14 protein-coding genes are annotated in these 13,901 nt (G+C 67.4%); 3 read left to right on the top strand and 11 right to left on the bottom strand.

Annotated elements, in window-relative coordinates; all coding sequences use genetic code 11:
* Window positions 1-32: 32 nt before the first annotated feature.
* From HMH01_RS03495 to aptA, 3 genes are all read right to left on the bottom strand, one after another.
* A complete protein-coding gene (locus HMH01_RS03495; protein ID WP_171322532.1) occupies window positions 33-317 on the bottom strand; it encodes a GIY-YIG nuclease family protein in 285 nt (94 codons plus the stop codon).
* 117 nt (window positions 318-434) lie between these two features.
* Window positions 435-1,685 carry a Zn-dependent hydrolase gene (locus HMH01_RS03500; RefSeq protein ID WP_171322534.1) on the bottom strand — a complete coding sequence of 417 codons (1,251 nt, stop codon included), beginning with the start codon at window positions 1,683-1,685 and terminating at the stop codon, window positions 435-437.
* Between the two features lie 13 nt (window positions 1,686-1,698).
* Window positions 1,699-3,027, bottom strand: a complete 1,329-nt coding sequence (gene aptA, locus HMH01_RS03505; RefSeq protein ID WP_484496820.1) for an omega-aminotransferase AptA — start codon at window positions 3,025-3,027, stop codon at window positions 1,699-1,701.
* Between the two features lie 147 nt (window positions 3,028-3,174).
* On the opposite strand from aptA, the gene HMH01_RS03510 reads away from it, so the two are divergent.
* Entirely contained in the window at window positions 3,175-3,801 is a 627-nt protein-coding gene (locus HMH01_RS03510; protein ID WP_171322536.1) for a TetR family transcriptional regulator C-terminal domain-containing protein, read from the top strand.
* A gap of 4 nt (window positions 3,802-3,805) precedes the next feature.
* On the opposite strand, the gene HMH01_RS03515 is transcribed toward HMH01_RS03510, so the two are convergent.
* The 7 genes from HMH01_RS03515 to HMH01_RS03545 all read right to left on the bottom strand — a co-directional run bounded on the left by HMH01_RS03515 (window position 3,806) and on the right by HMH01_RS03545 (window position 10,400).
* Window positions 3,806-4,201 carry a VOC family protein gene (locus tag HMH01_RS03515; RefSeq protein WP_171322538.1) on the bottom strand — a complete coding sequence of 132 codons (396 nt, stop codon included), beginning with the start codon at window positions 4,199-4,201 and terminating at the stop codon, window positions 3,806-3,808.
* 20 nt (window positions 4,202-4,221) lie between these two features.
* On the bottom strand, window positions 4,222-5,523 hold the full coding sequence (gene preA, locus HMH01_RS03520) for an NAD-dependent dihydropyrimidine dehydrogenase subunit PreA (RefSeq protein WP_171322540.1): 1,302 nt from the start codon (window positions 5,521-5,523) through the stop codon (window positions 4,222-4,224).
* A gap of 17 nt (window positions 5,524-5,540) precedes the next feature.
* Entirely contained in the window at window positions 5,541-6,401 is an 861-nt protein-coding gene (locus HMH01_RS03525) for a class I SAM-dependent methyltransferase (RefSeq protein ID WP_171322542.1), read from the bottom strand.
* 3 nt (window positions 6,402-6,404) lie between these two features.
* Complete coding sequence (locus HMH01_RS03530; protein WP_171322544.1) at window positions 6,405-7,742, bottom strand: NAD(P)-dependent oxidoreductase; 1,338 nt, start codon at window positions 7,740-7,742, stop codon at window positions 6,405-6,407.
* Window positions 7,743-7,849: 107 nt separating this feature from the next.
* Complete coding sequence (locus HMH01_RS03535; RefSeq protein WP_171322546.1) at window positions 7,850-8,953, bottom strand: hypothetical protein; 1,104 nt, start codon at window positions 8,951-8,953, stop codon at window positions 7,850-7,852.
* Window positions 8,954-9,028: 75 nt separating this feature from the next.
* Entirely contained in the window at window positions 9,029-9,478 is a 450-nt protein-coding gene (locus tag HMH01_RS03540) for an NfeD family protein (RefSeq protein WP_171322548.1), read from the bottom strand.
* Window positions 9,479-9,482: 4 nt separating this feature from the next.
* On the bottom strand, window positions 9,483-10,400 hold the full coding sequence (locus HMH01_RS03545) for an SPFH domain-containing protein (protein WP_171322550.1): 918 nt from the start codon (window positions 10,398-10,400) through the stop codon (window positions 9,483-9,485).
* Between the two features lie 181 nt (window positions 10,401-10,581).
* Between HMH01_RS03545 and HMH01_RS03550 the strand changes: the two genes are divergently transcribed.
* The gene (locus HMH01_RS03550; protein ID WP_171322552.1) at window positions 10,582-11,742 is read left to right on the top strand and encodes a biopolymer transporter ExbB; all 1,161 of its coding nucleotides are present in this window, start codon (window positions 10,582-10,584) and stop codon (window positions 11,740-11,742) included.
* Window positions 11,743-11,746: 4 nt separating this feature from the next.
* Complete coding sequence (locus tag HMH01_RS03555; protein ID WP_171322553.1) at window positions 11,747-13,348, top strand: peptidoglycan -binding protein; 1,602 nt, start codon at window positions 11,747-11,749, stop codon at window positions 13,346-13,348.
* Here the strand turns inward: HMH01_RS03555 and HMH01_RS03560 are convergent.
* Window positions 13,335-13,805, bottom strand: coding sequence for a hypothetical protein (locus HMH01_RS03560; protein ID WP_171322555.1), 471 nt, complete (start codon window positions 13,803-13,805; stop codon window positions 13,335-13,337). The two genes, HMH01_RS03555 and HMH01_RS03560, sit on opposite strands and share 14 nt — an antisense overlap.
* Between the last annotated feature and the right edge of the window lie 96 nt (window positions 13,806-13,901).

The raw sequence follows: 13,901 nt of genomic DNA on the forward strand, positions 1-13,901 counted from the left end.
CTGACCCGGGACCTCGCGTCGCGTAGCGGTATTCAGGGGATCAGGCCCGAGATGTCGCGCCAGTCGGGATTGAGCCCAAGTATCAGCTGGTCCTTCCAGAGCCTGCGCCAGCGCTTGATGCTGCGCTCTCGCGCCAGCGCCGCCTCGCGCGTCTCGTGGATCTCGAACCAGACCAGCGTGCCGATCCCGTACCTGGCCGTATGACCGGGCACCACGCGGGCCCGATGCTGCTCCACCCTCCGGCGAAGGTCCGAGGTCGCGCCGGTATAAAGTGCGCCGCCGGGCCGTGACGCGAGGATGTAGACGAAATGGGGCATGTTCCCAATGGACGGGAAATGCGTGAATGCGCGGTGAATGCGGCACCGGCCCGGCCGCGCCCCCGGGCTCGGGGTCCCGGGTCAGGCCCGGGACGCGGGGCACGGCGGTGCGGCGGATCACCCCACAACCTCTGCCGTTTCCAGCACCGCGTGCATCAGAACGTCGGTGCCGGCGGTGGCCCAGTCCTTGCTGATCTCCTCGGCCTCGTTGTGGCTGAGCCCGTCAACGCAGGGGCACATCACCATCGTCGTGGGGTAGAGCCGGTTCACCCAGCAGGCGTCGTGGCCGGCGCCCGAGATGATGTCCATGTGGCTGTAGCCCAGCCGATCGGCGGCGTTGCGCACGCGTTCGACCAGCACCGGGTCAAAGGCGGGCGGGTCGAAGAAGCCCACCACCTCGGAGGTGAACTTCACCCCGATATCGGCGCAGATGCCCGGCGCGCGGACGGCGAGTTCCGCGACCATCGCCTCCAGCACATCGAGCTTGTGGCTGCGGAAATCGACGGTGAAGACCACCTTCTCGGGGATGATGTTGCGGCTGTTGGGATGGACGTCGATGTGCCCGATGGCGCCGACGGCGTTGGGCTGGTGCTTCATCGCGATCTCGTGCACCAGTTCGGTGACCCTGGCCAGGCCCCGGCCCGCGTTGCGCCGCATGTACATGGGTGTCGATCCGGTGTGCTGGCCCTTGCCGGTGACCGTGCACTGGATCCAGCGCAGGCCCTGGCCGTGGGTGACGACGCCGATCTGCTTTCCCTCGGCCTCCAGGATGGGGCCCTGTTCGATGTGCAGCTCGAAAAAGGCGTGCATCTTGCGCGCGCCGACCTTTTCCGGGCCCTTCCAGCCGATCCGCTCCAGCTCGTCGCCGAAGCGGAGGCCCCTTGCATCGCGCCGGTCATAGGCCCAGTCGCGGTCGAGCACGCCCGCGAACACGCCCGAGGCCAGCATGGCGGGGGCAAAGCGCGTGCCTTCCTCGTTGGTCCAGTTGGTCACCACGACCGGGTGCTTCGTCTTTATCCCCAGGTCGTTCATCGTGCGCACGATCTCTAGCCCGCCAAGCACGCCGAGCACCCCGTCATACTTGCCGCCCGTGGGCTGGGTGTCGAGATGGCTGCCGACATAGACCGGCAGCGCGTCCGGGTCGGTGCCGGGGCGCATGGCGAACATGGTGCCCATCTCGTCCACGCCCATGGAGAGGCCGGCTTCCTCGCACCAGCGCTGGAACAGGTGCCGGCCCTCGCTGTCCTCGTCGGTCAGGGTCTGGCGGTTGTTGCCGCCCGCCACGCCCGGCCCGATCTGCGCCATTTCCATCAGGCTGTCCCACAGCCGGTCGCCGTTGATCTTCAGGTTCTCTCCGGGGGCGGGCATGGCGCGGGTCCTTTCAGTCCAGGGTCTTGAGAACGTCGCCCAGCGTGCCGATCAGCTGGTCGATATGGTCCTTTTCGATGATGAGCGGCGGGCTCAACGCGATGATGTCGCCCGTGGTGCGGATCAGGATGCCCTTCTCGTAGGCCTTGAGGAAGGCCGAGAAGGCACGCTTCGTCGGCTCGCCCGCGATGGGCTCCAGCTCGACGGCGCCGATCAGCCCCATGTTGCGGATATCGATGACATGCGGCAGCCCGCGCAGCGAGTGCAGCGCATCCTCCCAGTAGCCGGCCAGTTCCGCCCCGCGGGTGAGCAGCCCCTCTTCGGCATAGGTGTCTAGCGTGCCGAGCCCCGCCGCGCAGGCGATCGGGTTGCCGGAATAGGTATAGCCGTGGAACAGCTCGATCAGATGCTCGGGCCCGGTCATGAAGGCGTCGTGGATCTGGGCCGTGGTCAGCACGGCGCCCATCGGGATCACGCCGTTGGTCAGGCCCTTGGCGCAGGTGATCATGTCGGGCATCACGTCGAAATACCCGGCGGCAAAGGGCGCGCCGAGGCGGCCGAAGCCGGTGATCACCTCGTCGAAGATCAGCAGGATGCCGTGCTTCTTCGTGATCGCCCGCAGCCGCTGCAGGTAGTCCTTTGGGGGCAGCAGCACGCCGGTGGAACCCGCCATGGGTTCCACGATCACCGCGGCGATGGTCTCGGGTCCGTGCAGCGCGCAGATCCGCTCCAGCTCGTCGGCCAGTTCGGCGCCGTGCTCGGGCTGCCCGCGGGTGAATGCGTTGCGCTTCAGGTCGTGCGTGTGGGGCAGGTGGTCGACGCCGGTCAGCAGGCTGCCGAACACCTTGCGGTTGTTCACGATGCCGCCGACCGAGATGCCGCCGAAGTTGACCCCGTGATAGCCCCGCTCGCGCCCGATCAGCCGGGTGCGCTGCCCCTCGCCGCGGGCGCGGTGATAGGCGATGGCGATCTTGAGCGCGGTTTCCACCGATTCAGACCCGGAATTGGTGAAGAAGGCATGCTCGAAGGGCTCGGGCGCAAGGTCCACAAGCCGGTTCGCCAGTTCGAACACCTTGGGGTGGCCCATCTGGAACGCGGGGGCGTAGTCCAGTTCCGCCGCCTGTTCCTGGATCGCCTGCACGATCTTCGGGCGCTTGTGGCCCGCATTGCAGCACCACAGCCCCGCGGTGCCGTCGAGGATCTGGCGACCGTCGGCGGTGGTGTAGTGCATCCCCTCGGCCGCGACCAGCATGCGCGGCGCCTTCTTGAACTGGCGGTTCGCGGTGAATGGCATCCAGAACGCCCGGAGGTCGTTCGGCGCGACGGTGCTGCGCGTGGACAAGATCTTTCTCCCCCGAAGGGCGCGGGCGGCGTTGCGCGGACGCCCGGCCTGTGTAAATGTTGTTTTACCAACCGGTCAAAAACCACGCTAGTCAATGCCGTGGGGCAGTCAAGAGTGAAGCCGGGAAACTGCCCATGGAGGGGGCATTTGGCACGGGCAGCGACCACGAAACAGCCAACGCGCATACAGAAGGAAAAGCGCCGCGCGATTCTGGCGGCGGCGCTGGACGTGTTTTCGGCCCATGGCTTTCGCGGCGCGACACTGGACCAGATCGCGGATGCGGCAGGGCTGTCGAAGCCGAACCTGCTTTACTATTTCGACAGCAAGGAGGCGATCCACCAGGCGCTGCTGACGCGGCTTCTGGACACCTGGCTCGACCCGCTGCGCCAGATCGACCCACAGGGCGACCCGCTGAGGGAGTTGACCGGATACATCCGTCGCAAGCTGAAGATGAGCCGGGACTATCCCCGCGAAAGCAGGCTTTTCGCCAACGAGATCCTGCAGGGCGCCCCGCGCATGCAATCCGAGATCGAAGGGGCGCTGAAGGCGCTGGTGGACGAGAAGACAGAGGTAATCCGCGTCTGGATCGCGGCCGGACGGATCGCGCCGGTGGACCCCTATCACCTGATCTTCTCGATCTGGGCGACGACCCAGCATTACGCCGATTTCGAGGTGCAGGTACAGGGGATCCTCGGCGCGGCGCCGGACGGGCATGTCGGCGATGCGGCGACTTTCCTGACCAGGCTCTATACCGACGGGCTGCGTCCGCGCTGAGCGTTCAGATCAGATGCGGCGGCACTTCCGCTTCGTCGAAGTCGATGTGCAGGTGGTTGCCGTCTGGATCCCAGACATTCACCTGCACGACCGGAAAGCCCGGTACCCGTGAAATCCGCATCCGCTCGCCCCGGTTGGTCAGCTTTTCGACAAAGGCGGCGAAGCCGCGGCCGCGAAAGGCGCCATGTTCCAGCCGCAGGCCGCCGGGCGGGGCTGCGGGCGCCTCCTCGGCCACTTCCACCAGGTGGACCAGCGCCCGCTCGCCCGCATAAAGCCAGGCGCCCGCGAAGGGGAAATCCGGGCGCGGCCCGGGCTCCATACCCAGCACCGCGCCGTACCAGTCGATCATTTCCTGCAAACGGACGGTTCGCAGGTTCAGATGGTCCAGATCGACGATCATCCTGCGCCCCCCTCCACTGCCTACTCCGCAGCCTTGGCCGCCGGGTTGTTCGGATGCGTCGTCCAGTTGGCATAGTCGGCCTGCACCACCTTGCCGGTGCGCGGGTCCACCTCTCCGGGTTGCATCGGCACCATGGTGATGCAGTCCTCGACCGGGCAGACATTGACGCACAGGTTGCAGGCGACGCATTCGCCGTCGATCACCTCGAACACGCGGCCGGGATTCATCGCGATGGCCTGGTGGCTGGTATCCTCGCAGGCGGCATAGCAGCGGCCGCACTTGATGCACAGGTCCTGGTCGATCTTCGCCTTGGCGACGTAGTTCAGGTTCAGGTACTGCCAGTCGGTCACGTTCGGTACGGCGCGACCGCGGAAGGCGCCGATATCGGCGTGGCCCTTCTCGTCCATCCACTGCTCGAGCCCGGCGATCATCTCCTGCACGATGCGGAAACCATAGGTCATGGCGGCGGTGCAGACCTGCACGGTGCCCGCGCCCAGGCTGATGAACTCGGCCGCGTCGCGCCAAGTGGTGACGCCGCCGATGCCGCTGATCGGCAGGCCCGCGGTCTGCGCGTCGCGGGCGATTTCGGCCACCATGTTCAGCGCGATGGGCTTCACCGCCGGGCCGCAATAGCCGCCATGGCTGCCCTTGCCATCGATCGACGGCTCGGGGCTGAAGCTGTCCAGGTTCACCGACGTGATCGAGCTGATCGTGTTGATCAGGCTGACAGCGTCGGCGCCCCCGGCATGGGCGGCGCGCGCGGGGTAGCGGATGTCGGTGATGTTGGGCGTCAGCTTCACGATCACCGGCATCCGCGTGTTCGCCTTGCACCAGCGGGTGACCATCTCGATGTATTCGGGCACCTGGCCCACCGCCGAGCCCATGCCGCGTTCGGACATGCCGTGCGGACAGCCGAAATTCAGCTCGATCCCGTCGGCCCCGGTATCCTCGACCTTCTTGAGGATGAACTTCCAGGCGTCCTCCTCGCAGGGGACCATGAGGCTCACGACCATTGCGCGGTCGGGGAAGTCGCGCTTGACCTGCTTGATCTCGCGCAGGTTCACCTCCAGCGGGCGGTCGGTGATGAGCTCGATATTGTTCAGGCCCAGCAGCCGCCGGTCCGCGCCCCAGATCGCGCCATAGCGCGGCCCATTGACGTTGACGATATGCGGGTCGAGCCCGAGCGTCTTCCATACCACGCCGCCCCAGCCGGCCTCGAATGCGCGGCGGACGTTGTATTCCTTGTCCGTGGGCGGGGCCGAGGCCAGCCAGAAGGGGTTGGGGCTCTTGATGCCCACGAAATCGGTCCGAAGATCAGCCATGTGTGGAACTCCTTGGATCAGGGGCGGGCAAAGACCATCTGGACCGGCAGCACGCGCCCGGCATCCAGGTTTGCACGGTGGTTGGCGATCTTGCGCCGGGCATCGGGGCCCATCAGCAGATGCGGGCCAAGCGGCTGGAAGCCGGGTTCCGCCCGGGCGATCGGCGCCGCGGACAGCGTCTCGGTATAGTAATCCAGTTCCGAGATCGGCGCGAAACCGGCATCCACCGCAAGATCGCGATACGCCTCGGGCGTGGCAAGGTGGGACGTCTCCGCCGTCGCCGCCCAGGGCACGGGGTAGGCAAGCGGCTCTGCCAGCGGGCCCAGCATGATGTCGCACAGCGCCAGCTTTCCGCCCGGTCGCAGGATCCGGAACGCTTCTGAGAACATGCGCTCCTTGTCCTCGATGTTCATGCCCACATGCATCAGCACCGCGCAATCGGCAGAGCACTCGGCCAGCGGCAGGCGAAGCGCGCTGCCGACAAGAAAGCCAGTCAACTGGCCAAGGCCTGTGCGACGGCTGAGTTCGGTGGCCAGTTCCACGAAATCGGTTGTCAGGTCTATGCCGGTAACGCGGGCACCGTGACCGCGCGCGGCCGCCCGGGCCACGCCACCGATCCCGCAACCGATATCGACAAGGTGCTGGCCCGGCTCGGGGCGCAGCGCCGAAAGCACGCGCCGCGTGGCATTGATCCCGCCGGTGTGCATATGCTCCAGCGGAACCAGGTCGTCCGGCCCCATCGCGTCGGGGTCGATGCCGGCGGCGCGCAGCGCGTCGAAGACCCGGGCGATCAGGCCTTCGCTGCCATAGTGGCCCATCACCGCCGCCTCTGCGCGCGAGGCCGATTGGTCGAAGATGGAATGCCGTGTCGTGGTCATGGCCTAGCCCATCAATGCGGCGTGGATATCCTCCGCCGCGTCGCGTCCCTCGGCGACGGCGGTGACAGTCAGATCGTCGCCGCCGCTGGCGCAGTCGCCCGCGGCCCACACGCCCGGAAGCGAGGTTCGGCCGGCCCCCTCGACCCGAAGCTTGCCACCCTCGATCGCGAGCGTGTCGGGCGCGCCCTCGAGCGTCTGGCCGATCGCCAGCAGAAGCTGGTCCGCGTGCAGCGTGAAACGTTCTCCGGTGGGGCGGACGCCTTTGCCGGTCCGTTCGGTATATGCGAACACGATCCGGCGCCGGTCCTTCTTGCGGCCCTTGATCTCTATCGGCTGGGCGTTGAACACCAGCCGGACGCCCCTGGACGCGGCGAGATCCTGTTCGTAGCGGCTGGCGGGCATGGCGTCGCGGTCGCGGCGGTAGACGATGGTCACTTCGTCGGCGCCCAGAAGCTTCGACTGCACCGCCGCGTCCACGGCGGTCATGCCGCCGCCGATCACGACGACCCGGCGACCAACCGAAAGTTTAGACAGATCGTCGGTCTGTCGCAGCTCGGCAATGAAATCGACGGCGTTGCGCACCCAGTCGCGGTCGGCACCCTTCAGCCCCAGCGCGTTCACCCCGGCAAGGCCCATGGCAAGCAGGACAGCGTCATGATCCTCGGCCAGCGTTTCGAGGGTGATCTCTCCGCCCAGGGCCGCGCCATGCTGGATCGAGATGCCGCCGATCTTCAGCAGCCATTCGAGTTCCGCCTGCGCGAACCCGTCGACCGTCTTGTAGGCGGCGATGCCGTATTCGTTCAGGCCACCGCCCTTCGGTTTCGCCTCGTAGATGGTGACCGCGTGACCGTGCATCGACAGGCGGTGCGCGGCGGCAAGGCCCGCGGGCCCCGCGCCCACCACGGCGATCGACTTGCCGGTTTCCGCCGCGCGGGCGAAGGGATGCACACCCTTGGCCATCAGGCTGTCGGTGGCGTGGCGCTGAAGCTGACCGATCAGGACCGGCTTGCCCTCGGCCGCCTCGCGGACACAGGCCTCCTCGCACAGGGTTTCGGTCGGGCAGACGCGCGCGCACATGCCACCCAGGATGTTCTGCGACAGGATGGTGCGGGCCGCGGCATCCGGCTGACCGGTCGCGATCTGGCGGATGAAAAGCGGGATGTCGATGCCGGTCGGGCAGGCCGTGACGCAGGGCGCGTCATGGCAGAAATAGCAGCGGTCCGCCGCGACCAGCGCCTCGTGCGCGTCGAGCGGGGGGTGCAGATCGGCGAAATTCGCCTCGAGCGCGGCGGGGTCCAGCCGGCCTGCGACGATCCCGTCCGTTCTTATGTCTGCGGACATGCGGGTCACTCCTGTTGGCTTCTTGTCGAGGCTCACACAGGTCCGTTTTTTTATCAACTGGTAAATAATTAAGGACAGGGCGAAACCCGCGCCACCCTTGGGGTTGCCTAACCTTCGGGCAGAGAGAGGTGCCGCTCGACGATCTCGAACCACGCGCCGCTTTCGGCGATGGCCTTGAGCCCCGCGCCAAGGCGGTCGATCGCAGCCAGGCCGGCGCGGTCGCTGACCAGGGCAAGGGCGCGCATCTGCTCGATTCGCGACAGACGCTCCAGCGCGACGAAGGAAACCTCGGGCCGCATGCCGCGGATGAGGCTTCGTGCCACGGTGGCGTCGAAAGAGGCGATGTCCGCCTCGCCCGCCAGCACCGCGTCCAGGCAGTCGGCAGGGCCGGGGCGACGGATCAGGGTGATCTGCGGGGCCAGCAGCCCCATCTCGGCCAGATCGCGCAGCGGGTGCCCCTCTGGCCGGCAGAGACGCGCGCCGACCAGGTCCGCTGGCGCCTGCGACCCCGCATAGGCGTTGCCGGCCAGCGCGTAGAACTCGGTCACCTGTTCATAAAGGCTGGCAGACCCCGCGAAGCTGCGGCAGAGCGGCGTCTGGCCGGCCTGTGGTTCGGTGCAGTCGGGCATCAGCCAGGGAAAGCTGAAGGCAAACCCCCCGCGTGGCAGCAGGATGTCGAGATGCGCGGGCATGTCGTTGACGAAATAGATCTCAACCGGCGGGCCCTCGGTCGCGGCAAAGGCCGCAAGCACGATCTCGGGGATCATGCCGCCCGACGGGTGGCCCGGGTCCACGAAGGGCAGGAACGGCGCCCCGGTCAGGATGTCGATGCGGGTCACATCGGGCGCTGCGGTGGGGGGCGGTTCCGGCGCGGCAGCGGGTTCGGGGGAAGGCGGCGGATCGGCCGGTGCGGGCCCAGCCGCCATGGTGTCCGCGGCCGGATCTGCCCTGCCCGCCACGCAGGGGATGGAAAGAACGAGCCCCGGCGCGATGACATTGGGGTCCGGGCCGACAATCGTCCGGTTCGCTGCGTATATCTCGCCCGAACGGTCACGGTCGCCTAGGTGAATTTCGGCGATCATGCGCAGCGTCTCGCCCCGCTGGACGACATGGGTGGGACAGGCCGTGCCTTCAGCCTTGGACACAGCGGGCAGATGCACGAGCGCGAACAGCGCCAGTGTCGCGATCCGCACAGCCCGTCCCAGATCCATGCCCGAAGCCTCCTGCGCCACAAGGCGTTGAGTCTGCGGTCCAAGGTTCTGACAAAGAGTAAACGCCGGGCCGGTTCAGGCGCGTTCTACGTTAAGGGTCATGCCCTGGGCGCCTGTGACGCGCACGTCGGTGCCCATCGTCGCCTCGCCCGACAGGATCGCGCGCCAGCGTACGCCATCGATCTCCACGACGGCCTCGCCATGTTCGACCGAGACCAGCGTGCCGCGTCGCCCGACCATCTGGCTTGCGCGGTCGTTCAGAACCGTCGCCGTGTCGCCGCCGTCGCCGAAGCGCCGCGTATAGGCGCGCCCGGCAAAGGTGAGCGCGACGGCGAGTGCGGCATAGACCGCGATCTGCACCGTCCCGGGCATGCCTGGAAGAAAGGCAAGCAGCACGGCCATCAGCACGGCAGCCAGCCCCGGCCATATCAGGAAAAACGACATCGTCGCCATTTCCAGCGCGCCCAGCGTGATCCCGAAGGCGACCCACCACCAGGGCGAAAGCCCTTCCAGCCAGCCGAACATGGCCTCAGCTTCCCTTGGCGCCGCTGGCGAGGGAGCGGATCCCCTCGATCGAGCCGATCAGGCTCGCCGCCTCCAGCGGCACCATGATCGTCTTGGAATTGGGCGATGCCGCCAGGTCGCGCAGCGCCTCGGTGTATTTCTGGGCCACGAAGTAGTTCACGGCCTGGATGTCACCGGCGGCGATCGCCTCGGACACCATGCGGGTCGCCTGCGCCTCGGCCTGGGCCAGGCGCTCGCGCGCCTCGGCGTCCAGAAAGGCTGCCTCGCGGCGGCCCTCCGCCTCGCGGATCTGGCTTTCGCGAAAGCCCTCCGCCTTCAGGATGGCGGACTGCTTCTGGCCCTCGGCGGTCAGGATCTCGGCGCGGCGGTCACGCTCTGCCTTCATCTGGCGGGCCATCGCTTCGGTTATGTCCTTGGGCGGGGCAAGATCCTTGATCTCGACCCGTGTCACCTTGACCCCCCAGGGGTTCGAAGCCAGGTCGATGACGGTCAGAAGCTTCGCGTTGATCACGTCGCGGTTCGACAGGCTTTCGTCCAGATCCATCGCCCCGATCACCGAGCGGATATTGGTCTGGCTGAGATAGGACAGCGCCTGTTCGAGGTTGCGCACCTCGTAGGCGGCGCGCGCGGCATCGACCACCTGGTAGAAGGCCACGGCGTCGGCCACGACCATCGCGTTGTCGCGGGTGATGACCTCCTGCGCCTCTATGTCGAGGACCGTCTCCATCATGTTGATCCGCGCGCCCACCCGGTCCATCAGCGGGATCAGGAAGCGCAGCCCGGGCTTGAGCGTGCGGGTGTAGCGGCCGAAGCGTTCGACGGTCCATTCCTCGCCCTGGGGCACGGATTTGACCATCAGGAAGATCAGGACCGCCGCAAAGACGAGAATGGCGATCGCAGGTGCGCCGAAGGCTTCGAGCATCAGTTCCTCCTGACCAACTCCTCCCACAAGATATGGGGGAATCATGGCGGCCACGCAACAAGACACATCTAAAGCGCGCGTTTTTTGCACCGCGGCCATTGACAGTTGGACACTCCGCCAGTCCCGCTTACACTCCGCCCGAAACCGCAATAAAGGCAGATAGGCAGCAGCCCCCATGCTTATGGACCGCGAACAGGAACCGTCATTCTCGCAGCCGTTCCGGCAGATCGTGGTGATGATCCTGATCCTTGTGCTGGTCGCGATCGGCGGGTTCTTCGCCTATCCGTCGATCTCGCCGATCTTCCTGGCCTCGCCCTATCTGAACGGGCTGATCATGGCGGTGTTCGTGGTGGGGGTTCTGGCCTGCTTCTGGCAGGTTCTGGCGCTGATCTCGGCGGTCAGCTGGATCGAGGGCTTTGCGCTGGACCGCCCAGGGCATGAGTTCACCGCCTCGCCCCGGCTTCTGGCGTCGCTGTCGGCGATGCTGCGGGACAGCAAGGCGCGGCAGTCGCTGAACGCGTCGTCCACGCGCTCGATCCTCGACTCGGTCGCGACCCGCCTGGACGAGGCGCGCGACATCACGCGCTACATCATCAACCTGCTGATCTTTCTCGGTCTTCTGGGGACGTTCTATGGACTTGCCACGACCGTCCCGGCGGTGGTGGATACCATCCGCTCGCTCGCGCCGCAGGAAGGGCAGGACAGTCTGGACGTTTTCGACAACCTGATGAGCGGGCTCGAACAGCAGTTGGGCGGCATGGGCACGGCTTTTGCGTCGTCGCTGCTGGGTCTGGCCGGCTCGCTGGTCGTGGGGCTGCTGGAGCTGTTCGCGGGCCACGGTCAGAACCGCTTCTACTCGGAACTCGAGGAATGGCTGTCCTCGATCACCAAGGTCTCTCTCTTCACCGGCGAGGATGGCGGCACGATGTCCCGGGGGGGCGAGATCCCCGCCAGCCAGATCGCCAAGCTGAACGAACTGGCCATCCGCGGCGAGGCCAGCCGGATCGAGACCGACGCCAAGATCACCCGCCTGACCGATGCCGTCATGGCGCTGGCGCAGCAGCTGAACGACCGCCCCGCGCAGGGCGGGGGGGTCGGCGGCGACGCGGCCGTGTTCGAGCGCATTGCCGCCGGGCAGGATCGGATCGCCCAGTTGCTGGAACATCGCGAGGACGAGGGCGGCGCGCTGGACCCCGACAGCCGCATGCGCCTGCGCAACATCGACGTGCAGCTGCTGCGGATCCTGGAAGAGATGGCCGCCGGCCGCCAGGACAGCGTGGCCGAGTTGCGGCAGGAACTGGCGGCGCTGAACGAGACCATCCGGCGGGCGACCGGGGCCTGATGCCATGGCCCTGACCCGACGCAGCGGCGCGCGCTTCACCACCAACATCTGGCCCGGCTTCGTGGATGCGATGACGGCGCTGCTGCTGGTGCTGATGTTCGTGCTGTCGATCTTCATGATCGTGCAGTCGGTGCTGCGGGGGCAGGTAACCGAGAAGGACCGCGAACTCGAGGAACTGTCCACCCAGATCGGCCAGCTCGCGACCGCGTTGGGTCTGGAACAGCAGCGCACCGACCAGCTCGAGGGACAGGTCAGCGCGCTGAACTCGGACCTGGCCGATGCCGAGGCTGCGGCGACGCAGCAGGCGGCCCTGATCGCGACCCTGACCACCCAGCGCGACGATCAGGCCGCACGCATCGCGAGTTTCGAGGAACAGGTGGCAAGCCTTCTGGCCGAGAACCGCGACCTGTCCGGCTCGCTGTCAGAGACGCGCACCGCGCTTGCGGATCTGGAGGCTGAGAACAGCCGCCAGATATCCGCCAACGAGGCGCTGAACCTTGCGCTCGCGCAGGCCCGGGACGAGATCGACAGCGCGACCGAGGAGGCCCGACTTGCCGCTGCCCGGCGAGAGGCGCTCGAGGCGCTGGTCGCCGATCTGCGGGCCGAGAACGCGGAGGCGGCCGAAGCACTGTCCGACGCCGAGGCCGCGCGCCTGGTCGAGGCGCAGGCCGCCGAGGCGCTGCGCGCCCGACTGCGCGAAAGCGATGCCGAACTGACCGCGATGACCCTGTCGCTTGAACAGGAGCGCCGCCGCGCCGAGGAGACGTTGACGCTTCTGGCCGCGGCCCGGGCCTCTGCCGATGCGCTTGCGCAGGAGCGGGACCGTGCCCTGACGCAGGCGGAGGAACGCGCGGCCCTCCTGGCGCTTGCGCGCGAGGAACTCGCGGACGAGCGTGCGGTCTCAAGCGAAAGCCAGCGTCGGGTCGAGCTTCTGAACCAGCAGACCGCGGCTCTGGGCAGCCAGTTGCAGGAGTTGCAGGGGCTTCTGGACGCGGCGCAGGCGGCGGAAGAGGCGGCGCAGGTGCGGATCGAGACACTGGGCGCGAACCTGAACACCGCGCTGGCGCGTGTCGCGGCCGAACAGCGGCGGCGGGCAGAGCTTGAGGAAGCCGAGCGTCGCCGGCTGGAGGAAGAGGCCCGCAACCTGCAGAACTACCGCTCGGAGTTCTTCGGCCGCGTGCGCGAGATCCTGGGCGACCGTCCGGGCATCGAGATCGTGGGCGATCGTTTCGTTTTTTCTTCCGAAGTGCTGTTCGACCGTGGGTCTGCCGAACTCGGCCCGGCGGGTGAGGAACAGCTGGCGCAGGTTGCCGCCGTGATCCGGGAGATCCGCGACGAGATCCCGCCTGAGATCGACTGGATCCTGCGGGTCGACGGGCATACCGACAACATCCCCATTACCAGCGGCGGTGCCTTTGCCGACAACTGGGAACTGAGCCAGGCGCGGGCCCTTTCGGTGGTGCGCTACCTGATCGCGGAAGAGGATATTCCCGCCCAGCGCCTGTCGGCCAACGGGTTCGGCGAGTTCCAGCCGGTGGACCCCGCCGACACCGACGAGGCGCGGGCGCGCAATCGCCGGATCGAGTTGAAGTTCACCGAGCGGTAGTCGGGCGGGCCCGGTCGCCCATCTGCACCAGGCGGCTGCCCGTATCCTCGCCCTCTGCCGGGCTGCCCGCACCGGCAAGCATCGCCTCGATCCGGGAAAGCGACTTCTGCAGCACCGCGTCGCGGCTTTCTGCGATGGCGCGCAATTCGGCAAGCATCCGACCCTCCCGCTCGGCCTGTGTTTCCAGGATCGCGGCCTGCGCACGCGCGATGACGGCAAGATCGCCCCGAAGCGCCGCGATCCGCGCGGCAAGGGCAGGGTCGGGAAAAGCCTGCGGCGCCGCCGGCGGGGCGACGGCGGGGCCGGGCTTCTCGGCAACGGGTGGCGCGGCCGCCTGTCGCTGGCGCTGGCGAGGGCGGCGCGCGGATGCCGCGTCCAGCAGCAGCCAGACCAGATAGCCAAGCCCCGCACCGCCAAAGGCCAGCGCCAGGATCACGGTGACAGAAAAACCGCTCATGCTGCATCCCCTTCCGAACGGGAGCGTTCGCAGGTCAGTCTGCGGTGGCGACGTTACCCGGGGGTTAACAGGGGCATGAATGGCGCGCCGCAAAGC

The organism is Halovulum dunhuangense (assembly GCF_013093415.1).
In the GTDB taxonomy this organism is placed as follows: domain Bacteria; phylum Pseudomonadota; class Alphaproteobacteria; order Rhodobacterales; family Rhodobacteraceae; genus Halovulum; species Halovulum dunhuangense.

Excerpts from the sequence above, each read along its gene's own strand:
- HMH01_RS03495 (WP_171322532.1), bottom strand. The coding sequence starts at position 317 with ATGCCCCATTTCGTCTACATCCTCGCGTCACGGCCCGGCGGCGCACTT.
- HMH01_RS03500 (WP_171322534.1), bottom strand. The coding sequence starts at position 1,685 with ATGCCCGCCCCCGGAGAGAACCTGAAGATCAACGGCGACCGGCTGTGG.
- HMH01_RS03515 (WP_171322538.1), bottom strand. The coding sequence starts at position 4,201 with ATGATCGTCGATCTGGACCATCTGAACCTGCGAACCGTCCGTTTGCAG.
- preA (WP_171322540.1), bottom strand. The coding sequence starts at position 5,523 with ATGGCTGATCTTCGGACCGATTTCGTGGGCATCAAGAGCCCCAACCCC.
- HMH01_RS03525 (WP_171322542.1), bottom strand. The coding sequence starts at position 6,401 with ATGACCACGACACGGCATTCCATCTTCGACCAATCGGCCTCGCGCGCA.
- HMH01_RS03530 (WP_171322544.1), bottom strand. The coding sequence starts at position 7,742 with ATGTCCGCAGACATAAGAACGGACGGGATCGTCGCAGGCCGGCTGGAC.
- HMH01_RS03535 (WP_171322546.1), bottom strand. The coding sequence starts at position 8,953 with ATGGATCTGGGACGGGCTGTGCGGATCGCGACACTGGCGCTGTTCGCG.
- HMH01_RS03540 (WP_171322548.1), bottom strand. The coding sequence starts at position 9,478 with ATGTTCGGCTGGCTGGAAGGGCTTTCGCCCTGGTGGTGGGTCGCCTTC.
- HMH01_RS03545 (WP_171322550.1), bottom strand. The coding sequence starts at position 10,400 with ATGCTCGAAGCCTTCGGCGCACCTGCGATCGCCATTCTCGTCTTTGCG.
- HMH01_RS03550 (WP_171322552.1), top strand. The coding sequence starts at position 10,582 with ATGGACCGCGAACAGGAACCGTCATTCTCGCAGCCGTTCCGGCAGATC.
- HMH01_RS03555 (WP_171322553.1), top strand. The coding sequence starts at position 11,747 with ATGGCCCTGACCCGACGCAGCGGCGCGCGCTTCACCACCAACATCTGG.
- HMH01_RS03560 (WP_171322555.1), bottom strand. The coding sequence starts at position 13,805 with ATGAGCGGTTTTTCTGTCACCGTGATCCTGGCGCTGGCCTTTGGCGGT.